The organism is Variovorax sp. HJSM1_2 (genome assembly GCF_049316285.1).
Classification (GTDB): domain Bacteria; phylum Pseudomonadota; class Gammaproteobacteria; order Burkholderiales; family Burkholderiaceae_C; genus Rhodoferax_B.
In genome coordinates, this window is sequence record NZ_JBMOXA010000031.1 from 22,898 (window position 1) to 46,534 (window position 23,637).

The 23,637-nt window shown below is 62.1% G+C and carries 24 protein-coding genes; 18 read left to right on the top strand and 6 right to left on the bottom strand.

Annotated elements, in window-relative coordinates:
• Positions 1 to 54: 54 nt before the first annotated feature.
• From ACFQ95_RS22650 to ACFQ95_RS22685, 8 genes are read left to right on the top strand one after another with little or no spacing between them, the layout of a single operon-like run.
• Positions 55 to 1,542, top strand: a complete 1,488-nt coding sequence (locus tag ACFQ95_RS22650; protein WP_422834715.1) for an NAD(P)/FAD-dependent oxidoreductase — start codon at positions 55 to 57, stop codon at positions 1,540 to 1,542.
• Entirely contained in the window at positions 1,539 to 2,318 is a 780-nt protein-coding gene (locus tag ACFQ95_RS22655) for a DUF1365 domain-containing protein (protein WP_422834717.1), read from the top strand. Before ACFQ95_RS22650 ends, ACFQ95_RS22655 begins: the two co-directional genes overlap by 4 nt.
• 27 nt (positions 2,319 to 2,345) lie before the next feature.
• Positions 2,346 to 3,566 (top strand): class I SAM-dependent methyltransferase, encoded by a 1,221-nt coding sequence (locus ACFQ95_RS22660; protein ID WP_422834719.1) that lies wholly within the window; start codon positions 2,346 to 2,348, stop codon positions 3,564 to 3,566.
• Between the two features lie 22 nt (positions 3,567 to 3,588).
• On the top strand, positions 3,589 to 4,089 hold the full coding sequence (locus ACFQ95_RS22665; protein WP_422834721.1) for a chalcone isomerase family protein: 501 nt from the start codon (positions 3,589 to 3,591) through the stop codon (positions 4,087 to 4,089).
• A complete protein-coding gene (locus tag ACFQ95_RS22670) occupies positions 4,086 to 5,333 on the top strand; it encodes an MFS transporter (protein ID WP_422834723.1) in 1,248 nt (415 codons plus the stop codon). Before ACFQ95_RS22665 ends, ACFQ95_RS22670 begins: the two co-directional genes overlap by 4 nt.
• On the top strand, positions 5,318 to 5,863 hold the full coding sequence (locus ACFQ95_RS22675) for a DUF3833 domain-containing protein (RefSeq protein WP_422834725.1): 546 nt from the start codon (positions 5,318 to 5,320) through the stop codon (positions 5,861 to 5,863). Before ACFQ95_RS22670 ends, ACFQ95_RS22675 begins: the two co-directional genes overlap by 16 nt.
• A 10-nt stretch (positions 5,864 to 5,873) precedes the next feature.
• Positions 5,874 to 6,659: an SDR family NAD(P)-dependent oxidoreductase gene (locus ACFQ95_RS22680; RefSeq protein ID WP_422834727.1), complete on the top strand. Its 786-nt coding sequence runs from the start codon at positions 5,874 to 5,876 to the stop codon at positions 6,657 to 6,659.
• 11 nt (positions 6,660 to 6,670) lie between these two features.
• On the top strand, positions 6,671 to 7,108 hold the full coding sequence (locus ACFQ95_RS22685) for a nuclear transport factor 2 family protein (protein WP_422834729.1): 438 nt from the start codon (positions 6,671 to 6,673) through the stop codon (positions 7,106 to 7,108).
• Here ACFQ95_RS22685 and ACFQ95_RS22690 read toward each other — a convergent pair.
• Positions 7,105 to 7,926: an exodeoxyribonuclease III gene (locus tag ACFQ95_RS22690; RefSeq protein WP_422834731.1), complete on the bottom strand. Its 822-nt coding sequence runs from the start codon at positions 7,924 to 7,926 to the stop codon at positions 7,105 to 7,107. The two genes, ACFQ95_RS22685 and ACFQ95_RS22690, sit on opposite strands and share 4 nt — an antisense overlap.
• Positions 7,927 to 7,936: 10 nt before the next feature.
• Between ACFQ95_RS22690 and pyrE the strand changes: the two genes are divergently transcribed.
• On the top strand, positions 7,937 to 8,647 hold the full coding sequence (gene pyrE / locus ACFQ95_RS22695) for an orotate phosphoribosyltransferase (RefSeq protein ID WP_422834733.1): 711 nt from the start codon (positions 7,937 to 7,939) through the stop codon (positions 8,645 to 8,647).
• Between the two features lie 44 nt (positions 8,648 to 8,691).
• On the top strand, positions 8,692 to 9,285 hold the full coding sequence (locus ACFQ95_RS22700) for a DUF4124 domain-containing protein (protein WP_422834735.1): 594 nt from the start codon (positions 8,692 to 8,694) through the stop codon (positions 9,283 to 9,285).
• A gap of 54 nt (positions 9,286 to 9,339) precedes the next feature.
• Here the strand turns inward: ACFQ95_RS22700 and gatB are convergent, their stop codons facing one another.
• The 3 genes from gatB to gatC are packed head-to-tail and all read right to left on the bottom strand — an operon-like array spanning position 9,340 to position 12,651.
• On the bottom strand, positions 9,340 to 10,821 hold the full coding sequence (gatB, locus tag ACFQ95_RS22705; RefSeq protein ID WP_422834737.1) for an Asp-tRNA(Asn)/Glu-tRNA(Gln) amidotransferase subunit GatB: 1,482 nt from the start codon (positions 10,819 to 10,821) through the stop codon (positions 9,340 to 9,342).
• Entirely contained in the window at positions 10,822 to 12,327 is a 1,506-nt protein-coding gene (gatA, locus tag ACFQ95_RS22710; protein WP_422834739.1) for an Asp-tRNA(Asn)/Glu-tRNA(Gln) amidotransferase subunit GatA, read from the bottom strand. It abuts the gene before it with no gap.
• Positions 12,328 to 12,351: 24 nt separating this feature from the next.
• A complete protein-coding gene (gene gatC / locus ACFQ95_RS22715; protein ID WP_422834741.1) occupies positions 12,352 to 12,651 on the bottom strand; it encodes an Asp-tRNA(Asn)/Glu-tRNA(Gln) amidotransferase subunit GatC in 300 nt (99 codons plus the stop codon).
• Positions 12,652 to 12,851: 200 nt separating this feature from the next.
• Here gatC and ACFQ95_RS22720 point away from each other — a divergent pair, with 200 nt between their 5' ends.
• The 4 genes from ACFQ95_RS22720 to mrdA are packed head-to-tail and all read left to right on the top strand — an operon-like array spanning position 12,852 to position 17,348.
• On the top strand, positions 12,852 to 13,898 hold the full coding sequence (locus tag ACFQ95_RS22720; protein ID WP_422834743.1) for a rod shape-determining protein: 1,047 nt from the start codon (positions 12,852 to 12,854) through the stop codon (positions 13,896 to 13,898).
• Positions 13,899 to 13,913: 15 nt separating this feature from the next.
• Positions 13,914 to 14,846, top strand: coding sequence for a rod shape-determining protein MreC (mreC, locus tag ACFQ95_RS22725; protein ID WP_422834745.1), 933 nt, complete (start codon positions 13,914 to 13,916; stop codon positions 14,844 to 14,846).
• A gap of 31 nt (positions 14,847 to 14,877) precedes the next feature.
• Positions 14,878 to 15,408 (top strand): rod shape-determining protein MreD, encoded by a 531-nt coding sequence (gene mreD, locus ACFQ95_RS22730; RefSeq protein WP_422834747.1) that lies wholly within the window; start codon positions 14,878 to 14,880, stop codon positions 15,406 to 15,408.
• Positions 15,405 to 17,348 carry a penicillin-binding protein 2 gene (gene mrdA, locus ACFQ95_RS22735; RefSeq protein ID WP_422834749.1) on the top strand — a complete coding sequence of 648 codons (1,944 nt, stop codon included), beginning with the start codon at positions 15,405 to 15,407 and terminating at the stop codon, positions 17,346 to 17,348. The genes mreD and mrdA overlap by 4 nt, the downstream gene beginning before the upstream one ends.
• On the opposite strand, the gene ACFQ95_RS22740 is transcribed toward mrdA, so the two are convergent.
• Positions 17,329 to 17,481 (bottom strand): hypothetical protein, encoded by a 153-nt coding sequence (locus ACFQ95_RS22740; protein WP_422834751.1) that lies wholly within the window; start codon positions 17,479 to 17,481, stop codon positions 17,329 to 17,331. The genes mrdA and ACFQ95_RS22740 overlap by 20 nt on opposite strands.
• Positions 17,482 to 17,507: 26 nt before the next feature.
• On the opposite strand from ACFQ95_RS22740, the gene gudD reads away from it, so the two are divergent.
• A complete protein-coding gene (gene gudD, locus ACFQ95_RS22745) occupies positions 17,508 to 18,851 on the top strand; it encodes a glucarate dehydratase (protein ID WP_422834752.1) in 1,344 nt (447 codons plus the stop codon).
• A 14-nt stretch (positions 18,852 to 18,865) separates the two neighbouring features.
• On the opposite strand, the gene ACFQ95_RS22750 is transcribed toward gudD, so the two are convergent.
• Positions 18,866 to 19,624 carry a sulfite exporter TauE/SafE family protein gene (locus tag ACFQ95_RS22750; RefSeq protein WP_422834754.1) on the bottom strand — a complete coding sequence of 253 codons (759 nt, stop codon included), beginning with the start codon at positions 19,622 to 19,624 and terminating at the stop codon, positions 18,866 to 18,868.
• A gap of 465 nt (positions 19,625 to 20,089) precedes the next feature.
• Here ACFQ95_RS22750 and ACFQ95_RS22755 point away from each other — a divergent pair, with 465 nt between their 5' ends.
• The 3 genes from ACFQ95_RS22755 to ACFQ95_RS22765 are packed head-to-tail and all read left to right on the top strand — an operon-like array spanning position 20,090 to position 23,636.
• Complete coding sequence (locus ACFQ95_RS22755) at positions 20,090 to 21,028, top strand: prepilin-type N-terminal cleavage/methylation domain-containing protein (RefSeq protein WP_422834755.1); 939 nt, start codon at positions 20,090 to 20,092, stop codon at positions 21,026 to 21,028.
• Entirely contained in the window at positions 21,025 to 21,495 is a 471-nt protein-coding gene (locus ACFQ95_RS22760) for a hypothetical protein (protein WP_422834756.1), read from the top strand. Before ACFQ95_RS22755 ends, ACFQ95_RS22760 begins: the two co-directional genes overlap by 4 nt.
• Positions 21,495 to 23,636, top strand: a complete 2,142-nt coding sequence (locus tag ACFQ95_RS22765; protein WP_422834758.1) for a GspE/PulE family protein — start codon at positions 21,495 to 21,497, stop codon at positions 23,634 to 23,636. Before ACFQ95_RS22760 ends, ACFQ95_RS22765 begins: the two co-directional genes overlap by 1 nt.
• Position 23,637: the final 1 nt, after the last annotated feature.

Below are 23,637 nucleotides of genomic sequence, written 5' to 3' on the forward strand. Positions count from 1 at the left end.
ACATGAATTTCTACTTAATATAGCGACCGAAAGCCGTTTTGACTAGGACAAAACATGAACAGAACTTACGCATTGTCTCCCACGCCAAGGCCCGCCCAGGCGCAGCCGGGGGCGAGGGCCGTGGCGGCAAAATCGCAGCATGCGCTTCCGCTGCGCCAAGTTCCGCCGCAGGGGGCAGCGGCGCATGCCGTGGGGCTGTCGGGTTATTTGGCGAGCTTGGGGCAACGCGCCGGATGGGCCGGTACCGGGCGCGGTGCGCGCGTGGCGGTGGTGGGCTCGGGCATTGCGGGTTTGTCCGCCGCTTGGACGCTGAGCCAGCAGGCACACGTCACGCTGTTTGAAGCGGGTGTGTATTTTGGCGGCCATACCCACACCGTGGATGTGGCGCTGGAGGGCCAGCGCTGCGGTGTGGATACCGGCTTTCTGGTGTTCAACGAGCGCACCTATCCGCTGTTGATCCAGTTGTTTGCGCAGTTGGGCGTGGAGACGGTGGCCAGCGAGATGTCGTTCTCGGTGCAACTGCCCAGCCATGGCCGCGAGGGCTTGGAGTGGAGCGGCAGCAACCTCAACAGCGTGTTTTCGCAACGCAGCAACCTGTTGCGCCCGGGCTTTTGGCGCATGCTGCGCGACCTGCTGCGCTTCAACCGCATCACTACCGCGTTGGCGGAAGAAGGCCAGGAGGCCGCCCTGGCCCAACCGATTGGCGAATTTTTGCAGGCACACGGCTTTAGCGCCGAGTTTCGTGACTGGTATTTGCTGCCCATGGTGGCGTGTATCTGGTCGTGCCCTACGGAGCAGATGCTGCAGTTCCCTGTCCAGACGCTGATCCGCTTCTGCCATAACCACGGCTTGCTGCAGGTGGCCAACCGGCCGCAGTGGTTCACCGTGCGTGGCGGGGCGCGCCACTATGTCGACAAGCTGCTGCGCCAAATCACCGAGAGGCGGCTGAACACACCCGTGCTTGGCGTGCAACGCCAGCCCGGCGGCGTGGTGCTGCGCACCGCCCATGGTGTGGAGCATTTTGATGCCGTGGTGCTGGCCAGCCACAGCGACCAATCGCTGCGTTTGTTGTCCGATGCCTCGCGCGAAGAACAGCAGATTCTGGGCGCCGTGCGTTACCACCAGAACCGCGCCGTGCTGCACACCGACACAACGCTGCTGCCGCGCCACCGCCGCAGTTGGGCGGCGTGGAACTACGAGCGCGGCGCGGGCGGGCAGGAGAGCCAGGCGGTTTGCCTGCACTACCTGTTGAACCGTTTGCAGCCGCTGCCGTGGCAACAGCCCACCATGGTGTCGCTGAACCCGGTGCGCGAGCCTGCCGCCCCCCGTGTGCTGGGCGAGTATGACTACGCCCATCCGGTGTTCGACCAGGCTGCCATCCAGGCGCAGCAACGCCTGGGCGACATCCAGGGCAACGGCAAGGTCTGGTTCTGCGGCGCCTGGACGCGTTATGGCTTTCATGAAGACGGCTTGTTGTCGGGCCTGCGTGTGGCGCAAAAAGTGGCGGCCACCCTGGACTTGCAAAGCAGGGCTATGTCATGAAGTCCATGGCGCCCATGGCCGACCGGCCCGCCCGGGCCTTGATCGGCCGTGGCCCGGTGCTGCACAAGCGCCTGCGCCCGCGCGCGCACCAGTTTCGCTACAACAGCTACTTTCTCATGCTGCCCATGCGCACTTTGCGCGCCCAGGCGTGTGCGGCGTTGAACCGCAACGGCTGGGGTTGGCTGAGTTTTCACGATGCCGACCATGGCGACGGCGGCCCTGATGCGCTGGCCTGGCTGGACACGTTGTTGGCCCGTGAGGGCATCACCGACGCGACCGGTGAGGTCTGGCTGCACTGCTTTCCGCGTGTGCTCGGTTATGCCTTCAAGCCGGTGAGTTTTTGGTACTGCCAGCGTGCGGATGGTGCGCTGGCTGCCATCGTGGTCGAGGTCAACAACACCTTTGGTGAGCGCCACTGTTATCTGCTGGCCGGGCCCACGTTGGCCTATGGCCGCGAATTGACCGCCGCCAAGGTATTCCATGTGTCGCCGTTCTGTGCGGTGGAGGGTGGCTACCGCTTTCGTTTTTTGCACAGCGGTGAGCGCACCGTGGCGCGTATTGAGCACGACGATGCCAGCGGCCCGCTGTTGCACACCAGCATCTCCGGCGCGCTGCAGCCGCTCACCAGCCACAGCGCACGTGCGGCCTTTTGGGCACTGCCCGCGTTCAGCCTGATGCTGATGGCGCGCATCCACTGGCAGGCGCTGCGGCTGTGGGTCAAACGCACGCCGTTTTTTGGCAAGCCTGTGGCGCCACACCATTTTTTGACTCGTTGAGGCTGCGCGAAATAACGCTGTATGGTTATGAATTCTTCCACCCTCGTTTCATCGTTTCGTCTACCCAACGGCGCCCCCGCCGCCGCGCGTAGCGTGTTCAAACTGCTGGCGCGGCTGCAGTACGGCAGTATTGACGTGCAGTTGCCCGATGGCGGCGCGGCGCACTTTGGCGGCGCCGAAGGCCCACGTGCCGCAATTCGCATCAAGGATTGGGCCGTCTGCTCGGCGGCGCTGCGCTCAGGCGACATAGGTTTTGCCGAGAGTTTTGTGGCCGGCCACTGGAGCACACCCGACCTGCGCGTTCTGCTGGAGGTGTTTGTGCGCAACCGCGAAGCGCTGGAAGACGTGGTTTACGGCAGTTGGTTGGGCGCGTTGGTGCACCGCGTGCAGCACTGGCTGAACCGCAACAGCCGCGCCGGCAGCCGCAAAAACATCCACGCCCATTACGACCTGGGCAACAATTTCTACAAGCTCTGGCTGGACCCGAGCATGAACTACTCCAGCGCCTGGTTCGACGGCGACCTGCAGCGCCCCATGGGCGAAGCGCAGCAAGCCAAGATGCAACGCGCGCTGCGTGAATGCAACGTGGCGCCGGGCCAGCGTGTGCTGGAAATCGGCTGCGGCTGGGGCGCCTTGGCCGAATGCGCGGCGCGCGATTTCGGCGCCCGGCTCACGGGTGTCACGCTGTCTAGCGAGCAATTGGCCTGGGGACAAAAACGCTTGCTGGACGCCGGTTTGCAAGACCGGGCCGAATTACGTTTGCAGGACTACCGCGACATCCACGAGCCCGCGTTTGATGCCGTGGTGTCGATCGAAATGTTCGAGGCCGTGGGCCGCGCCTATTGGGATGGCTACTTCCAGACCGTGCACCGGCAGCTCAAGCCCGGCGGCCGTGCCTGCATACAAAGCATCACCATACGCGACGATCTGTTCGAGCGCTACACCCGCTCCAGCGACTTCATCCAGCAGTACATCTTTCCCGGCGGCATGTTGCCCAGCCCCAGCGTGTTCCGCGCGCAAGCCGAGAAGGCTGGCCTGCGCGTGGTCAACGAACTGGCCTTTGGCCTGGACTACGCCGAGACCCTGAGACGCTGGCGCGAAGACTTCATGCAGCGTGACGCCGAGGTGCGGCAACTGGGCTTCGACACCCGCTTCATGCGGCTGTGGGAGTTTTACCTGGCGTACTGCGAAGCGGCGTTTGCGGCGGGCAATACCAATGTCATGCAGTTCACCCTGGTGCGGGACTAGCGTGTACCGGCGGCGTACGCTCATGGGATTGGCGGCGTTGGCCGCGCTGCCATTGAGCTTGCGCGCGTACACCGAAGAGTTACCCGGCTGGCAATTGCAGGGCGACGGCCAAATGCGCTTCTTCGGCTTATTGGTCTACGACATTCGCCTGTGGGCACCCGCTCGGGTTGGCGCGCAATGGTGGACGCAGCCGCTGGCGCTGGAGCTGACCTATGCGCGCAGCCTGCAAGGCAAGGAGATTGCCAAACGTTCGCTCGAAGAAATGCGCCGCCAGCAAAGCATAAACGACGCCACGGGGCAACGTTGGCTGGCCGAGATGGAGGCCGCTTTCCCCGATGTGAAAGAGGGCGACCGCATCAGCGGCCGCCACGACCCGGCCGTGGGGGCCGCGTTTTTTGTCAACGGCAAACCCTCGCGCAGCGTGGCCGACCCGTTGTTCAGCCGCCTGTTCTTTGGCATCTGGCTGGCGCCGCAAACCTCTGAGCCCGCATTGCGCAAAAAACTGTTGGGATTGCCGTCATGAAGCGGCTTGATGGTCTGCGCTACGGTTCGTTAGGCTTCGCGCTGGCGTTTGTAGCGCTGCCGCTCTACGTCACGTTGCCCGCTTACTACGCACAAAACTACGGTGTGCCACTGGCCGCGTTGGGCCTGGTGTTGCTGGGCGCACGTTTGGCCGATGCATTGGTCGACCCGTGGATTGGCCGCCTGGCCGATGGCTGGCTCAGCACCAGCACACCACTGCGTCCCATGGTCGTGGCTGCTTTGCTGCTGGCCATCAGCTTTGTGTTGCTGTTTTTCCCGCCCGCGCTCGGCCAGACAGGCTTGTTGCTGTGGTGCACGCTGGCGCTGTTGTTGACCTACCTGGGCTACAGCGTGCTGAGTGTGATGCACCAGGCCTGGGGTGCGCGCCTGGGGGGCGACGGCCTGCAGCAAACCCGTGTGGTGGCCTGGCGCGAAGGCATGGCCTTGGGCGGCGTGTTGTGCGCCAGTGTGTTGCCTTCGCTAGTCGGTTTGGGCGTGACCAGTGCCGCTCTCGCCGTAAGCTTGCTCGTGGGCTTGGTGCTGTTGCGCCGTGCGCCAAGGGCTGAGTTTGTATCGCAGCCGGGTGAGCATGACGCAGGGTTGGCTTGGCGCACGCCAGGCTTCAAGCCGTTGCTGGCGGTGTTTTTGCTCAATGGCATCGCGGCCGCCATCCCGGCCACGCTGCTGCTGTTTTTTGTGCGCGACCGTTTGCAAACCCCGCAGTCTGAAGCGCTTTATTTGGCGAGTTACTTCGTGGCCGCAGCGCTCTCGCTGCCGCTGTGGTTACGCATGGTGGCGCGGCTGGGCCAAGCGCGCGCCTGGGCCATGGCCATGCTGCTGGCGCTTGTGTGTTTTGGCTGGGCTGCCGTGTTGTCCAACGGCGACCAAACAGGCTTTTTGCTGGTATGCCTGGGCAGCGGTGTCGCCCTGGGTGCCGACCTCGCCATTCCCGGCGCCATGCTGGCGCGGGTGGTGCAACGCGCGGGTTTGGCGGGGCACACCGAGGGCGCGTTTTTTGGCTGGTGGAACTTCGCCACCAAGCTCAACCTGGCCGTGGCCGCTGGCCTGGCCCTGCCGCTGCTGCAAAGCCTGGGTTACACGCCAGGCCAGCGCGACCCGCAGGCTTTGCAGGCGTTGACCATCGCCTATTGCGTGCTGCCCTGTGTTTTAAAACTCGGTGCTGTGGCCTTGCTGTTTCGCCTGTTCATCCAATCCGACAAGGAGGCCTTATGCGCCCCACCGTAAATCGCCGTGGCCTGCTCGTTTGGGGTGCTGCTGCGTTATTGCTCTCGGGCTGTGCATCGGCCCCCACGCCGGCTGACTATGCCGACGAAAAACCGCTGCTCGATCTGCGCCAGTACTTTAATGGCCCACTCGTCGCCCATGGCTTGGTGACCGATCGCGCGGGCAAGGTGCTGCGGCGTTTTACCGTTCAGCTCAAAGGCACCTGGCAAGGCGATGACGGCACGCTGGAAGAAGACTTTTTGTACAGCGACGGCGAAACCCAGCGCCGTATCTGGCGCCTGCGCCATCTCGGTGGTGGCCGCTACACCGGCCGTGCCGACGACGTGGTGGGCGAGGCGCGTGGTGAGGCCGCAGGCAACGCCTTGCGCTGGCGCTACACCTTGCAGGTGCCGGTCAACGGGTCGGTGTACGACGTCGATTTTGATGACTGGATGTACCTGATGGACGACAAGCTTTTGCTCAACAAAACCAGGATGAGCAAGTTTGGCATCCACGTGGGCGACCTCACCTTGTCGTTCACCAAGCTCTAGACGCTGCACCATGGCAAACAACCCATCATTGCAAGACTGGCGCGACAAAACCGTGTGGATCGTGGGCGCTTCCAGCGGCATAGGGCTGGCGCTGGCGAAGGCGCTGCACGCAGCGGGTGCGCGCGTGGTGCTGTCGGCGCGCAAGGCCGAGCTGCTGCAGGAATTTGTGCAGACACACCGGGGCTGCATGGCCCTGCCGCTGGACGTGCAAGACGCTGCCGCCCTGCGCGCCGCAGTGGCCGAACTTTTAATGCACCACAGGCAACTGGACGCTTGTATCTATTGCGCGGGCCACTATCAAAATATGAGAGCGCAGCAGTTCTCGCTGGACCAGGCGCTGCGCCACATACACACCAACTACGTGGGGGCGTTGAATTTTCTGGACGCGGTGCTGCCACAACTGTTGCGCCAGGCCAAAGCGGGAAAAGGCGGGCACATCAGTCTGGTGTCTAGTGTGGCGGCTTACCGCGCATTGCCCAAGGCCATGGCCTATGGCCCGTCAAAGGCGGCGCTGACGCATCTGGCCGAATCGCTGTACCTCGACCTGGCGAGTGAAGGCTTAGGGGTGTCGGTGGTGCACCCAGGCTTTGTGGCCACACCTCTCACCGTTGGCAACGATTTCAACATGCCTGCGCTCATCAGCCCCGAACAGGCCGCGCAGGCCATCATGCACGGCTGGGCCGCCGGGCGTTTTGAAATCCACTTCCCGAAACGCTTCACGCGTTGGCTGAAGTTCATGCGCCTGCTGCCCTATGGGCTCTACTTTCGCGTGGTGCACCGCGTCACCGGACTTTGAGGAATTTGAAGATGGACCCACGCGTCAAGCTGATCGTGACGATGTTCGAGCACATGAAACCTGCAGACGTGGCGCGGCTGCAGCTGTATTACGACCCGCAGGCCTACTTCAAAGACCCGTTCAACGAAGTGCGTGGCCTGCCCGCCATCCAGGCGGTTTACCAACACATGTTCGACGGCCTGGAGGCGCCGCGCTTCAAGGTGTTGGACGTGTTGGTCGATGGCAACCAGTGTTTCCTCACCTGGGACTTCAGCTTTATCCTGCGCGGCCGGCCGCAAAACGTGCACGGCAGCAGCCACCTGCGCCTGAGCCCTGCGGGGCGCATCCAATACCACCGCGATTATTGGGACGCGGCGGCCGAGCTGTATGAGCAGCTGCCGCTGCTGGGCACCGTGCTGCGCTGGCTGCGGCGCAGGATCGGCACGTCGACTTCATCGTCGCGGGCTTAAATGCTCCAGTCGTACTCGATCGTCAAAGGCGCGTGGTCGGAGAACTTCTCATCCTTGTAGATCGAGGCGTTGAGCGCCTTGTCGGCCACACCCTTGGTGGCCAGGTGGTAGTCCAGGCGCCAACCCACGTTGTTGGCGTAGGCCTGGCCACGGTTGCTCCACCAGGTGTAGCTGGTGTCGGTGGTGTCGGGGTGTAATTGGCGGTACACGTCGATCAGGCCCAGGCCGTTGGCGGCCAGCGGGTCGAGGTCGGCGCGGGCCAGCAGGTGGGTCATCCACGAGCGTTCTTCCGGGGTGAAGCCGCTGTTTTTCTGGTTGCTGCGCCAGTTCTTCAGGTCGATTTCGCGGTGGGCGATGTTGACGTCGCCGCACAAGATGAATTCGCGCGTGCGCTTGAGTTCGGTGAGGTGCGGCAAGAACTCGGCCAGAAAACGGAACTTGGCTTGCTGGCGCTCTTCGCCCGACGAGCCGCTGGGGAAGTAGCAACTGATGATGGACAGCTTGCGTTTGGGCGTGTCGAACCGCGCCTCCACATACCGGCCCTCGGCATCGAATTCTGTGGAGCCATAGCCCACGATCACCTCGCTGGGTGCGTGGCGGGTGTAGAGGCCTACGCCCGAGTAACCCTTCTTCTGCGCGAAATGAAAGTGGCCCTGCAGGCCGGCAAGTTGCTCAAACTTGCCCTGCACATCGGCGGCCTGCGCCTTCACTTCCTGCACACAAATACAATCTGGCGCAATACCAGCAATCCACTTTTCCACACCCTTGGTGGTGGCGGAGCGGATGCCGTTGAGGTTAAGGCTGGTTAATTTGAACAAGGACTTCTCCATGACGGTAGACAACAAGGGCGCGGCTCAGAGCGCAACGCCAAACGAACAAGACGCATTGGCCCAGGAATTTGTGCAATTCTCCGTCGATTCGGGGGTGTTGCGCTTTGGCGAATTCAAAACCAAGGCCGGGCGCATGAGCCCGTATTTTTTCAACTCCGGCCTGTTTGACGATGGCGCCAAGCTCGGCCGCCTGGCGTCGTTCTATGCGCGCCGCCTGCTCGACAGCGGCATCGAGTTTGACATGGTGTTTGGCCCGGCCTACAAAGGGATTCCACTGGGCGCTTCGGTGGCGATTGAGTTGGCGCGCCTGGGGCGCAACGTGCCGTTTGCCTACAACCGCAAGGAAGCCAAGGCCCATGGTGAGGGTGGCAATCTGGTGGGCGCACCCTTGAAGGGCCGTGTGCTGGTGGTGGATGACGTGATGTCGGCTGGCACCGCCGTGCGTGAATCCATCTCCATCATCCAGGCTGCGGGCGCCACGCCACACGCGGTGGTGATTGCGCTGGATCGCCAGGAAATGGCCACCGAGAACGGCCAGGACGTGCCCCACAGCGCGGTGCAATATGTGCAGAATCAACTTGGACTGCAGGTCTGCTCGATTGCGAAATTGGCCGATTTATTGCAGTATCTCGCCCATCATGAAACGCCGGACCTGGGAGCGCACCACGCGCGTGTACTGGCTTACCGACAACGCTACGGCGTAAATTAAGGGGTTGTGTGGCTGGCTGGACGGTGCAACTAAAAACAATTCTCTTGTGTGCAGTGGGCTTTGCAGGACTAGCCCAGGCGCAAAGTATCTATAGCTGCACCGATTCCAAGGGGCGCAAGCTGACCTCGGACCGGCCTATTCAAGAGTGCCTGGACCGTGAGCAGCGCGAGCTCAATCCGAGCGGCTCTACCCGACGCGCTGTAGGCCCTTCGTTGACGGCTGCCGAGCGTGAGCAGCTGGAAGCGCAGCAACGCAAAGAAGCTGAGCAAAGTGCCCGTGTCAACGAAGAACGCCGCCGCAACCGCGCGCTTTTGATGCGTTACCCAGACCGCGCCGCGCACGACCGTGAGCGTGAAGCTGCGCTCAAGCAGGTCGATGGGGTGATGGAAGCCGCGAACAAACGTTTGGCCGAGCTGGGCCAACAGCGGGCAGCGATTGATGCCGAGATGGAGTTCTACAAAAAGGATCCGAGCAAGGCGCCGGCCAAGGTGCGTCGGCAGATTGCGGAGCAAGAAGAAAGTGTGCGCGGCCAGCAACGCTTCATCAACGATCAACAGCAGGAGAAGAAGCGCGTGAACGAGCGCTTTGACGATGAGCTTGTGCGCTTGAAACCGCTCTGGGGCAACGGCGGTCTTTAGTGTCGCGGTGCGCGAACGCCTGGCCAGTGAACTGACCAGGCGGTTCGGCTGATATCAACCCAGTCGGGCCCGCAACAGCGTATTCACTTGGCCGGGGTTGGCCTTGCCAGCGCTGGCTTTCATGATCTGGCCAACCAGCGCGTTCAGCGCCTTGTCGTTGCCGGCCTTGAACTCCGCCACATTCTTGGCATTGGCGGCGATCACGCTGTCGACAATGGCTTCCAGGGCGCCGGTGTCGTTCATCTGCTTCAGGCCCTTGGCCTCGATCACCGCGTCGACCTCGGCGTCTGCATCACTCCACAATACCTCGAACACCTGGCGCGCGGCGTTGTTGGAGATGGTGTTGTCCGCAATGCGTGTGATCAACTGGCCCAGGCGCTCGGCGCTGACGGGCGACTGGTCGATCGACAGGTCATCGGCGTTCAGGCGGCGCGACAGTTCACCCATGATCCAGTTGCCGGCCAGCTTGGCTTGGCCACTGGCCTTGGCCGCGGCTTCGAAGTAGCTGCTGGTGGCCTGGCTTTGTGTGAGCGCGGTGGCGTCGTAGTCCGACAAACCGTAGTCGGCGGCAAAACGTGCTGCCATCACACGTGGCAGTTCGACCATGGCGGCGCGCACACGTTCCACCCATTCCGGGGCCACCACCAGTGGTGGCAAGTCCGGGTCTGGGAAGTAGCGGTAGTCGGCGGCGTCTTCCTTGGTGCGCATGGCGCGGGTTTCGCCGGTGTCGGGGTTGAACAGCACGGTGGCTTGCTGGATCGCCAGGCCATCTTCGATTTGCTCGATCTGCCAGCGCACCTCGAAGTCTATGGCTTGCTGCATGAACTTGAAGCTGTTCAGGTTTTTGATTTCGCGGCGCGTGCCCAGCGGCTCGCCCGGCTTGCGTACCGACACGTTGGCATCGCAGCGGAACGAGCCTTCTTGCATGTTGCCGTCGCAGATGCCAATCCAGGTGACGATCTTGTGCAGTTCCTTGGCATAGGCCACGGCTTCGGCGGACGAGCGCATGTCGGGCTCGGTGACGATTTCCAGCAGTGGTGTGCCAGCGCGGTTCAGGTCGATGCCGGTCTGGTTGATGAAGTCTTCGTGCAGCGACTTGCCGGCATCTTCTTCCAGGTGGGCGCGCACCAGGCGCACCGACTTTTTCTCGTCGCCCAGGTAGAACTCCACCGAGCCGCCTTGCACCACCGGAATCTCGAACTGGCTGATCTGGTAGCCCTTGGGCAGATCGGGGTAGAAGTAGTTCTTGCGCGCGAAGATGCTGCGTGGTGCGATGTGTGCGCCGACCGACAGGCCGAACTCAATCGCGCGTTCCACCGCACCCACGTTCATCACCGGCAGGGTGCCCGGCAAGGCCATGTCCACGGCGCAGGCCTGGGTGTTGGCCTCGGCGCCAAAGGCGGTGGAAGCGCGGCTGAAAATCTTGCTCGCCGTGGAGAGCTGGGCGTGGGTTTCGAAGCCGATCACAACTTCGTAGCCCTGTACCAGCAACGACTTGGTGGTCGACTTGCTGTCTTTGGTGGATGGTTTGTTCATTCAGGAAACCAGCTTGGAAGCAGAGGGTTGGCGAAGGTGGAAGTCGGTGGCTTGCTGCAGGCGGTGCGCGGCGTTGAGCAAACGCGACTCTTGCAGGTAGTTGCCTATGAGCTGCAGGCCCACGGGCATGCCGCCTTCACCCAAGCCTGCGGGCACGCTCATGCCGGGCAGGCCGGCGAGCGAAGAAGGCAGGGTGAAGATGTCGGCCAGGTAGTTGGCCAACGGGTCGGACTTGGCGCCGAGCTTCCACGCCACGGTGGGTGCCACCGGGCCGGCGATCACATCGCATTGCGTAAACGCTTGCTGGAAGTCGTCGGCAATCATGCGGCGGATCTTTTGCGCCTGCAGGTAATAGGCGTCGTAATAGCCGTGGCTCAGCACGTAGGTGCCTATCATGATGCGGCGCTTGACCTCGTCACCAAAGCCCTGGGCGCGGCTCTTCTTGTACATATCGAGCAGGTCGGTGTATTGGTCGGCGCGGTGGCCGAACTTCACACCGTCGAAGCGGCTCAGGTTGCTCGACGCTTCGGCCGGCGCAATGATGTAGTACACGGGGATGGACAGTTCGGTGCGCGGCAGCGAAATCTCCACCAGCTTGGCGCCCAGCTTTTCGTATTCTTTGAGCGCGGCGTCTATGGCTTGGCGCACGTCGGCAGAAAGGCCTTCACCAAAAAACTCTTTCGGCAGGCCGATGCGCAGGCCTTCCAGCGAATCGTTCAAGCGCAGGCTGTAGTCTTCTGCAGGCACGTCGAGTGAGGTCGAGTCGCGGTCCAGGTCCGGGCCACACATGGCGCTGAGCAGCAACGCGCAGTCTTCGGCCGTGCGCGCCATGGGGCCGGCTTGGTCCAGGCTGGAGGCAAACGCCACCATGCCGTAACGCGAGGCGCGGCCGTAGGTCGGTTTGATGCCAGTGATGCCGCAGAACGACGATGGCTGGCGAATCGAGCCGCCGGTGTCGGTGCCGGTGACCGCAGGAGCCAGACGCGCGGCCACGGCCACGGCGCTGCCGCCCGACGAGCCGCCGGGGATACGCGTTGTGTCCCAGGGGTTCAGCGCCGGCATGTAGGCCGAGTTTTCGTTGCCCGAGCCCATGGCGAATTCATCGCAGTTGAGCTTGCCCAGCGTGACCGCACCAAGGGTGGCCATGCGCGACACCACGGTGGCGTCGAAAGGTGAGCGGTAGCCCGCTAGCATCTTCGAGCCGGCGGTGGTGGGGAAGTCTTTGGTGACGAAGATGTCTTTGTGCGCGATCGGCACACCTTCGAGTACACCGGCGCTGCCAGCGGCGATGCGTTTGTCGGCGGCTTGCGCCTGTTGCAGGGTCGCGGCTTCGTCGATGCTCAGGAACGCGCCCAATGCGGCTTGAGATTTGGCGCGCGCCAGGAAGTGCTGGGCGGTTTCAACAGCCGATACTTTGCCGTCGCGCAACTGTTTTGCCAGCGCGGTGACGGTCAGGTCGTGCAGATCTGGCGTGGCACCAGACGAGAGATGTGCTTCAGAGGTCATGAAATTTTGGCTTTATTCGATCACTTACTCGATCACTTTGGGAACCAGGAACAGGCCGCGTTCCACCGCTGGAGCAGACTGCTGGTTCAGATCGCGCTGGTTGGGTTCGCTCACGGCGTCGGCGCGTAGGCGCAAAGTGATGTCCTGGATCACGGCCACGGGGTGCGCCAGGGGTTCCAAACCCGAGGTATCCACAGCCCGCATCTGTTCCACGATGTCGAAGAACCCGTTCAACTGCGTGAGCATGTGCTCACTCTCTGAAGGTTGAAGCTCCAGCCTTGCCAAATTGGCAATGCGGTCAAGATCTTGGGGAGTCAGAGCCATAAAAAATTACATTAAAAAGCGCAGGTAAATCTGCGCCTGCCTTGGGTCCGGCAATGGTTATTCACAGGGGATGCGGTATTATCCCGCCTTTGGTGTAACGGCTGCGAATTCGGTCACAACAGCATCAAAAATCTAGGTTTTTACCCGTTTTACAGTGGTGGCGGTCTGCCGAAGTGCCGGCCGCGCCCGAGAGGAATTTCATGTTTGGAGCTTTTCGTCGGTACATTTCTACCGACTTGGCGATCGATCTTGGCACTGCCAACACCCTGATCGTCGTTCGTGACAAGGGCATTGTGCTCGATGAACCGTCGGTTGTGGCCATCCGCCACGAAGGTGGACCCCAAGGCAAAAAGACGATTCAGGCGGTTGGCAAAGAAGCCAAGGCCATGTTGGGCAAAGTGCCCGGCAACATCGAAGCCATACGGCCGATGAAAGACGGCGTGATTGCCGACTTCACGGTCACCGAGCAGATGCTCAAGCAGTTCATCAAGATGGTGCACCCCCGCGGCATCTTCCGCCCGAGCCCGCGCATCATCATCTGTGTGCCTTGCGGCTCCACCCAAGTGGAGCGCCGCGCCATCCGTGAATCGGCCCTGGGCGCCGGTGCTTCCGAGGTTTACCTGATTGAAGAACCGATGGCAGCCGCCATTGGCGCTGGCCTGCCGGTCAGCGAAGCCAGCGGCTCCATGGTGGTGGACATTGGCGGCGGTACCACCGAAGTCGGTGTGATCTCGCTCGGCGGCATGGTTTACAAGGGCAGCGTGCGCGTCGGCGGCGACCGTTTTGACGACGCCGTCATCAACTACATCCGCCGCAACTACGGCATGCTGATTGGCGAACCCACGGCTGAAGCCATCAAGAAGCAAATTGGCTCGGCCTTCCCCGGCTCTGAAGTCAAGGAAATGGAAGTCAAGGGCCGCAACCTGTCTGAAGGTGTGCCGCGCAGCTTCACGATTTCGAGCAACGAAATCCTGGAAGCCTTGACCGATCCGCTGAACAACATCGTCGCCGCCGTGAAAAACGCGCTCGAACAAACCCCTCCCGAACTGGGTGCAGACATTGCCGAGCGCGGCATGATGCTCACCGGCGGTGGTGCTTTGCTGCGCGACCTGGACCGTCTGCTGGCTGAAGAAACCGGCTTGCCGGTGCTGGTGGCCGAAGACCCGTTGACCTGTGTGGTGCGCGGCTGCGGCATTGCCCTGGAGCGCATGGAGCGCCTCGGCGGCTCGATTTTCACCAGCGAATAACGTTGAGGCGCAGCGATGCCACTCGGTACGCTGGACCGGACTCCGCCACCGTTCTTTAAGCAGGGCCCCTCGGCTCTCACAAAGCTGATGGTGTTCAGCGCATTGGCCCTGTTTCTGATGGTGGCCGATGCGCGTTTTAAACTGATTCAACCCTTGCGGGCGTCGATTGCCACGGCTTTGTATCCGCTGCAATGGCTCGCCATGGGCCCGGTTCGCCTGGTACAGGGTGGCGGGAGTTATTTCGAGTCTTTGGCGAAAGCCCAAGCGCTGGCAGACGAGGCCGAACACAAGTTGGCGCTGCAGTCGGTGCGCGCAAGCCAGGTGGAGCAACTCAGCCAGGAAAACCAAAGGCTGCGCCAACTGCTGTCACTGCGCGAGCAACTGGCTGTGAAAAGCCAGGCGGCCGAGGTGCTGTACGACACGGCAGACGCCTACAGCCGCAAGGTCATCATCGACAAGGGGGCGACCCAGGGTGTAGAGGCGGGATCGCCGGTGATGGACGAGTCCGGCGTGTTGGGGCAAGTGACGCGTGTGTTTCCCATGGTCAGCGAGGTGACGCTGCTGATCGACAAAGACCAGGCCATCCCGGTGGTGAACGCGCGTACCGGTTTGCGCAGCGTCGCCTATGGTTACAGCGATGCGTCTAGCAGCGGGGTGCTGGAGCTGCGTTTCATGGCCGGCAACTCCGACGTGCAAGTGGGCGATATGTTGACCACCAGCGGCGCTGACGGGGTTTATCCAGGTGGTCTGCGTGTGGCGACGGTCGAGCGTATCGACCGGCGCGCCGACTCGGCGTTTGCGCGCATCTATTGCAAACCTATGGGGCAGATGTCTGGTGTCCGGCACGTGGTCGTGCTACAACCAACGGCTGTCAGCATGCCGGGGCCAGCGACCGAGGCCAAAGGGCCCGCCAAGCCAGCTTCCCCAGCCAAGGGCGTGAAGAAATGATGCCGATGTTGTTTGTGCCACGGGGTCAGCCATGATCATGCCGCAAGGCCAGCAGCTGTTGCTGCCGGCGAAACCCATCTTCATTGGCTCCAGCCTGCTTGTCGCACTGTTGCTGAACATGATTGGCAACATGGGGCTGTGGGGGCGTGCGCCCTGGGTGCCCGACTTTGTCGCCATGCTGCTGGTGTTCTGGGTGGTGCATCAGCCGCAACGTGTGGGGATCGGCACGGCCTTTGTTTACGGCCTGTGTATGGATGTGCACCAGTCGACGCTGCTGGGGCAACACGCATTGTCCTATGCCGTACTGACCTATCTGGCGATTGCCATCCACCGCCGCTTGTTGTGGTTCAGCGTGCCTTCTCAGGCATTGCAGGTGTTCCCCTTGTTCTTTGCTGCGCATTTCATCGAGGCTGCGTTGCGCATGCTCGGTGGTGGCAGTTTTCCCGGCTGGCAGGCGATTCTGGCGCCGGTGGTCGAGGCCGTGCTGTGGCCGGCCGTGAGTGTGTTGCTGCTGGCGCCACAGCGTAAAGCGCCGAACCCGGACGCGGACCGGCCGTTATGACCGAGATCAAGAACGTCGCGGCTGAACTCGGGCGTTTTCGTCAGCGCATCCTGGTGGCGAGCCTGGTGGTGGTGCTGGCGTTTTCGGGGGTGGTCGCGCGCCTGGTTTATCTGCAGATCGTGCGTTACCAAGACTTGCGCGATCAGGCCGAAAACAACCGTACGGCGATTGTGCCGGTGGTGCCCAACCGCGGCCTGATCCTGGACCGCAACGGCGTGGTGCTGGCCTCCAATTACTCGGCCTACACCCTTGAAATCACGCCTTCCAAGGTGGCGAACCTGGAAAACACCATCGACGAACTTTCACAGATCGTCGACATCCAGCCGCGCAACCGCAAGCGTTTCAAAAAGCTGATGGAAGACTCGCGCAACTTCGAGTCGCTGCCGATCCGTTCGCGATTGACCGATGACGAAGTGGCCCGCTTTGCCGCCCAGCGCTACCGCTTTCCTGGTGTGGAAGTGAAGGCGCGCTTGTTCCGCACCTATCCCTACGGTGAATTGGCCAGCCATGTGGTGGGTTACATCGGCCGCATCAACCGCGCCGAGAAGGAGCGGATCGACGATTCGGACGAAGCCGACAACTACCGTGGCACCGAATACATCGGCAAACTCGGCATAGAGCAGAGCTACGAGTCGCAATTGCATGGCACGGCGGGCGCTGAGGAAATGGAAACCTCGGCCGGTGGCCGGGCCGTGCGCAAGCTCGCCAGCAATCCCGCCACGCCGGGTAAATCGGTGATGCTGTCGCTAGACATCAAGCTGCAGAAACTGGTGGAAGACCTGTATGGCGACCGGCGCGGCGCACTGGTGGCCATCAACCCCAAGAACGGTGAGGTACTGGCCTTTGTCAGCAAGCCAACCTTTGACCCCAACCTGTTTGTGGATGGAATCGATGTCGAAAACTGGGCGGCGTTGAACGAATCCATCGACAAACCCTTGCTCAATCGCGCACTGCGTGGCACTTACCCGCCAGGCTCTACCTACAAACCTTTCATGGCCCTGGGGGCGCTGGAAACCGGCAAACGCGCGGCCGGCACCATCATCCAGGACAACGCTTCCTGGACCTTTGGCGGACACACCTTTCGCAGCCACGGCGACATTGCACTCGGCGCGGTGGACATGCGCCGCGCCATTGTGTTGTCGAGCAATGTGTACTTCTATTCACTGGCGAATGACATGGGCGTGGACACCATCTACGACTTCATGAAACCCTTGGGTTTTGGCCAGATCACCGGGATCGACGTCAACGGCGAGGTGCGTGGTGTGCTGCCCAGCACCGAGTGGAAGCGCAAGACCTATAAACGCGCCGAACAGAAGAAGTGGTACGCCGGCGAAACCATTTCCCTGGGCATTGGCCAGGGCTACAACAACTTCACCATGCTGCAGTTGGCCTCGGCCACAGCCACCTTGGTGAACAACGGTGTGCAATACAAACCGCATCTGGGCTTGTCGCTGATCGATCCGATCACCCATGCGCGCGAGCCGGTGAGCAAGAACGCCCCGATCGACCTTGGCTACAAGCCGCAGAATGTCGACATCGTGCGTCGTGCCTTGGTGGGTGTGACACAGGAAGGCACCTCCACCAAGGTGTTTGCCGGTGCGCAGTACCTGTCGGGCGGTAAGACCGGGACCGCCCAAGCGGTGACCATAGGCGCGAAAGAGAAATACAACAGCGCCCGGATGGAGGAACGCCAACGTGACCACGGCGTTTACATGGCCTATGCACCGGCTGAAGATCCGCAGATCGCGCTGGCCTTGATCGTGGAAAACGCCGGTTGGGGTGCGGGTGTGGCCGCACCGATTGCGCGGCGGGTATTTGACTATTGGCTCAAAGGCATTTACCCCAGCGAGGAAGACATCGCCAATGTGCGCAAGGGGCAGGGCGCAGCGCCCATAGGCACGCCCCGCCTGGCCAGCGACATCAGTCTTTCCGCTCCCTGATGGCGGCTGCGCCGCCTGACGCGGGCGTGGCGGGCGTGGTTTTTGCGGTTTTTTCCAGAGCGCTGGTTTCAAAGTTGCGAACAAACTTGCGCGATTGCTTGTTATCGTTAACAATTGCCTTCTTTGGTTTCACGCATTAATTCTGAATCTGGGCGATCCATGTCATCACAAGTTTTCTCCTCCACTCCCGTGATCACCGAGCTGCGCGTCATTCCCGTTGCGGGCCAGGATGCGATGCTCATGAACCTCAGCGGTGCACATGCGCCGTACTTCACGCGCAATTTGCTGCTGCTCAAAGACAGTGCCGGCCGCGTTGGTGTGGGTGAAGTGCCCGGTGGCGAAAACATTCGCAAGACCCTGGAAAACGCCCGCGACCTGGTCGTCGGCGAATCGATTGGCCGCTACCAACAACTGCTGAACAAGGCGCGTCAGGCGTTTTCCGGTCTGGACGTGGGTGGCCGTGGCAACCAAACCTTTGATTTGCGTATTGCCGTGCACGCCGTGACCGCACTGGAGGCTGCGTTGCTCGACCTCTTGGGCCAACACCTTGGCGTGCCGGTGGCGCAGTTGCTGGGCGAAGGTCAGCAACGCGACGAAGTCGAAATGCTAGGCTACTTGTTCTACATCGGCGACCGCAACGCCACCAAGCTGCCTTACCGCACCGAGCCCGATGGCGACAACGAGTGGTTCCGTCTGCGCAACGAGAAAGCCATGGACGCCGACAGTGTTGTGCGCCTGGCCGAAGCCGCACATGCACGCTACGGTTTTAATGACTTCAAACTCAAGGGTGGCGTGTTGTCGGGTGACGAAGAAGTCGAAGCCATTCGTGCGCTGCATGCACGTTTCCCGGAAGCACGTGTGACGCTAGACCCGAACGGCGGCTGGCTGCTCAAAGACGCCATCCGCCTGTGCCGCGACCTGCATGGTGTGCTGGCCTATGCCGAAGACCCCTGCGGTGCCGAGGACGGCTTCAGCGGCCGCGAAGTCATGGCCGAGTTCCGCAAGGCCACCGGCTTGCCCACCGCCACCAATATGGTGGCCACCGATTGGCGCCAGATGGGCCACGCGATTCAAACGCATGCCGTCGATATTCCATTGGCCGACCCGCATTTCTGGACCATGCAAGGCTCGGTGCGCGTGGCGCAGATGTGCCACGAATGGGGCCTCACCTGGGGTTCGCATTCGAACAACCACTTCGACGTGTCCCTGGCCATGTTCACCCACGTGGCGGCTGCCGCACCGGGCCAGATCACCGCCATCGACACCCACTGGATCTGGCAAGACGGCCAGTACCTCACGCAAGAACCCCTGCAAATTGTCGGCGGCAAAGTAAAGGTGCCTACCAAGCCGGGCCTGGGCGTGGAGCTGGACATGGATTCCGTGGAGCGCGCCCACCGTCTGTACCTCGACCATGGTCTGGGTGCGCGCGACGACGCCATCGCCATGCAGTATCTGATTCCGGGCTGGAAGTTTGACGCCAAGCGCCCGTGCATGGTGCGCTAAGCCAAACCAGGTGCTCAGCGCAAGAAGGCGTCGTAACCCGTCTTCAAAATCAGCGCTGACACCACCACAATGAAAAACTTGCGCACAAAGCCTGCGCCATGTTGCATGGCCAGGCGGGTGCCGATCAGGCTGCCCACGACGTTGGCCACTGCCATCACCACCACAAAGTGCCACCAGATGTGGCCCTTTGCTGTGAACAGGATCAGCGCCGCCAGGTTGGTGGCCACGTTCAGCAGCTTGGCCGCCGCCGAAGCGTGCAGAAAATCGTAGCCCAGCCAGCGCACGAACAAAAATACAAAAAAACTGCCGGTGCCCGGCCCAAAAAAGCCGTCGTACACGCCAATCGTCAGCCCGATGATGCTGGCCACCCAGATCTCTTGCGGTCCGTTGAAACGCGGCGCGTGCACGCGGCCCAGTTCCTTCTTGGCCAGGGTGTAGGCCAGCACTGCCACCAGCACCAGGGGCAGCAGCTTGCGCAGAAAGTCGGGCGACATCACCGTCACCATCCAGGCGCCGGTCATCGACCCAGTGAACCCGGCGCCTGCGGCCGGCAGCAGCGTTTTCCAGCGCATTTCCACACGTTGGCTGAAGCGCCAGGTGGCAAAAGCCGTGCCCCAAATTGATGCACCTTTGTTCACGCCGAGCAGGGTGGCCGGGTGCGCAGAGGGGAAGGTGGCAAACAGCGCAGGGACCAAAACAAGGCCGCCGCCGCCGACGATGGCGTCTACAAAACCCGCCAGCAAGGACGCTAGGGAAACAACAAACAAATCCATGACCGAACGGCGCTAAGGCAAAAACGAAGGAGACAAAGGGGGGAATGTGAGGCCAGACGGGCGTTTGGGCGCCGTGGGCAAATAAAAAAGCGCCGACGATGCGGCGCTTTGTGAATACATCTCGTGCGGATGTTAGCTGAATATTTTTGGTCGTGTGGCTAGGTTTGTCTCCTCGGCCCCTCGTGCTTATCAGCGGCTTTGTAGGCCCCTGTAAGCGAGTGACGAGACTTTATCCGGCGCACATATTCAGTGCATTGGGGGTTTCCCTCCCATTTGGGCCATCCGTGCGGTGCGAATGGCGGCGCTTGGGTTCGGATTCGATTTCGTTTGGGCGCGAATGCTGTGTTTTGCCTGCATGCAGGCAGGCGTTGTTCGCGACCGACACCTTGGAGCCCAATTTTTATATTCATTGGCATACTGATCAACTTCGCCCAGGGAGATGGTCTGATCGTGCATCCAACGTCTTTGCTTCGCCGTCGCGGTTTTACCGTGTTGGAGTTGTTGGTTGTGGTGGCCATCGCGGCCGTGCTGGTGGCTTTGGCGGTGCCCAGCTACCTGCGTTATGTAGAGCGGGCGCAACTGGCGCAACTGCTGCTGCAGGTGGACCAGATTTCCACCGCAGTGCAAATTGAAGATGCCTCTGGCCGCCGTGCCTTGCAGCGCGGGGCGTTGCCCGGAAAAGCGCCTCCGCGCTTGCAGGTGGTGCCTGATGCTGCTTTCAACGAGCCTGGCGGTTTACGCTTGCTGTTGATCCGCGCACCCGCCGGTTTTTTCGCTTCCTCGCCCAATGAGGCGCGTTATGGGCTGATTGCCGACCTCACCGGCAACGCCAGCGCTGAACGCCTGGCAGAACTGCGCCAAGCCCTGCCTTTCGACGCAGGGGACAAAATTTGGCTCACCGCTGACAAATTGGCCTTCCCGCTGGTGAACCGTGCGGCCGCGGGTGCAGTGGTGCCGCCCACGGGCGGCGGTGACTGGGAAGATGGGAGCACACCGGGATCCAACAACACCTGGACCTGCGCCGCTACCTTGTCGGTATATGGCACGGACGGCAAGTTGCTGACGGGCGTGAACGCGGGCATACATGTGAAAGTGATTCTGGACGTGACCACTTGGGACGGCCAGAAAACCCAACGCAGTTGGGATGATCTGGGCAATTTGACCGACGGCAAGACGTCGTTCAAGGTCGACGGCCTGAGTGCGAATGCCAGCCGCGGCGAGCTTGTCACCGGCTGCCGCTTTGAGGTCACGGGCATTTCCTACTACTGGCCGACCGATCCACCCATCAAGTGGAATGGCAAGCTAACCTCCATTCAGATTGCCATGCCTGCGGCTGTACGTGCCGGCACGCCTGCACCAGCGGCAACAACGGCTTCGTCCACCCCATCGGCGGCAAAGCGATGAGTACCCCCACCCCTCCTCACACTGAACCAGCAGCGCCCGGCTCCGAGCTACGCGAGGCGCCCAACTGGGAGCAACTGGTGCAACGCGCTTCCCGAGAGGAAGAAACAAGCGAGGCGCGCGCAGCACAACTTCAGCCCAGATCGATGGCGCTCGACGAGGTAAGGCGGGCCCCTTGGCGGCAGGTGGCCACCTTGCTTTTACTGGTGGGCTTGCTGTGCAGCGCGTTGTGGTGGTTGCTGCCACCGTCGCCTCCCAGTCCTGCCGACCTGGACCGTGGTCGCCGCGCCATGCTGGAGTTGCTGGCCGCCAATCTGGCCGACCACGTGCAGGTCAACGGCGATTATCCAGAAGACCTGCAAACCGTCATGCCGCTGGATGTGGGTGTGACCTACCTGCGGGTGCGCGGCGGTTACCAGCTTTCCGTGAATCTCAGCGATGGTCGACGCTTGACAGTTAAGAACCCATGATGCTCACCACCCCCTCCGTCGTCCTTCATCCCGTGATGGACTCCACGTGGCTGGCCCAGGTGCTCGACAAAATGCAACCAGGGCTGGCCAAGACGCTACCGGTCTTGCCTGCCGAGCTGGAGCCGGCCTGGGCGTTGGCTGCGGCGTCCAGCGGCTTGACGCCATGGGCGTTGGCGCGTGAAGTGGCGCGTCAGTATGGGCTGCGCATTGAGTCGCTTCCGGCCAGTTTGCCTGCGGAGGCCGCCACTTGGCTCAACACCAGCGTGGCGCGCGAGCACGACGCTGTGGTATTGCGCCATCTCGACGGTTACCTGGTGGTGGCCGTGTCCAACCCTGCGCAACCCGATCTATACGAAGACCTGCGTTTTGCCTGCGGCATCCCGATTGAATTGGTGGTGGCGCCGCCGGCAGACATCCGTGCCCTGCGCGAAACCTTGGGCCCGGATGTGGCGGACGAAGCCGATGCGGCCGATACCGGCGCGGTGCGCACACGCGTGGGTGAGATCAGTGTGGAAGACCAAGTGGCCGACGTGGCCGTGGTGCGGCTGTCCAACCTGATGTTGCGCCAGGCGATTGAGCGCGGCGCCAGCGACGTACATGTGCAACCGGTCTCGGGCGGTGGCTTGGTGCGCATGCGCATAGATGGCCAGTTGCGCAAAGTCGGGCGTCTGCCGCTGCCGGTGATGATGCGGCTGATCACCCGCGTGAAGGCCGTGGCGGGCATGGATCCCACCGACCGCACCTGTGCACAGGACGGCCATATACGCGCCGTGCTGGGCAAGCGCCGCCTAGACTTGCGTATTGCCACCTTGCCCGTGGCCGGTGGCGAAAAGCTGGTGGTACGCCTGTTGGGCGGCCACAGTGTGGTGCGCATGGCGGATTTGGGCTTGCCCGAAGGTGAGCGGCAGCAACTTCAGGGGCTCATCAACTCCAGCATGGGCGTGGTGTTGGTGGCGGGGCCTACAGGGTCGGGCAAAACCACCACGCTCTACAGCGTGCTGGCCGAGAAAAACACCACCGAGGTCAACATCGTCACCGTGGAAGACCCGGTAGAGATCCGCATGCCACGCCTGGCGCAAACCGAAGTGAATCCAAAGGCTGGTTTGAGCTTTGCCAGCGCCTTGCGTTCTGTGGTGCGGCAAGACCCGGACATCATCCTCATAGGCGAAATCCGCGACCGCGAAACCGCCGGCATTGCGATGCAGGCGGCCATCACAGGCCACCTGGTGTTTGCTTCTGTACATGCCAACGATGCCGTGAGTGTGCTGCCGCGTCTGACGGACCTAGGCGTGGCCAAAGACCTGGCTGCAGAGGCTGTGCGCGGCATTGTCTCGCAGCGGCTGGTGCGGGCCTTATGCCATCAGTGCACCCAGCCCGCGCAGGCCTTGTTTACTCCGGCTGAAGCCTGGCTGCATGCCCATGCCGGGCTCGAGGGCAGCCTGCGTGCCGTGGGCTGCACGGTTTGTGGCGGCACCGGCTACCGTGGGCGCCGCGCCATCATGCAGGTGCTCACGAATAGCGCCGGCATTGCGCGTTTGCTGGCCCAAGGTGCACCGCTGAGCGATGTACGTGCACTGGCACGCAAGGAAGGCATGCGCTTCCTGTCTGAAAGTGCCTTGGACCGTGTGCGCCGGGGTTTTACTACCGTGGACGAAGTGTTGCGCGTGATGGGCGCCGACTTCTGGCGCGAAATTGGCGAGGCAGTGGGTGTGCAACCGCCTGATGAGCTGATTAAAGCCGTGGCCCTGGGCCAGGACGTGGAAGACCGGGGTGCCATCTTGCTGGTGGCCAAAGACGCCGAATGGCGCAACACCTTGACGGATTGGCTCAAGCAACTTGCGTGGCGCATCCAGGTGGTGAACAACGAGCAGGACGTGTGGGATGCCATAGAACGCGACTCAGACTTCGCCCTGCTGGTGGTCGATACCGAGCAACTGGTAGAAGAGCGCGTGCGCTTGCTGCTGACGGTACGCGACTCGCTGGCTGGGGCCGCATTGCCCATGCTTGCATTTGAGAGCGGCGACAACGCGGCACTAGATCAGTACATTGGCGCACAAGAGCACACGCGCATGGCACCGCGCCCGGCTTCGCTGGAGCAATTCAACGCCTTCATCAAGAACGCGTTGGCCTTTACCACCTGAT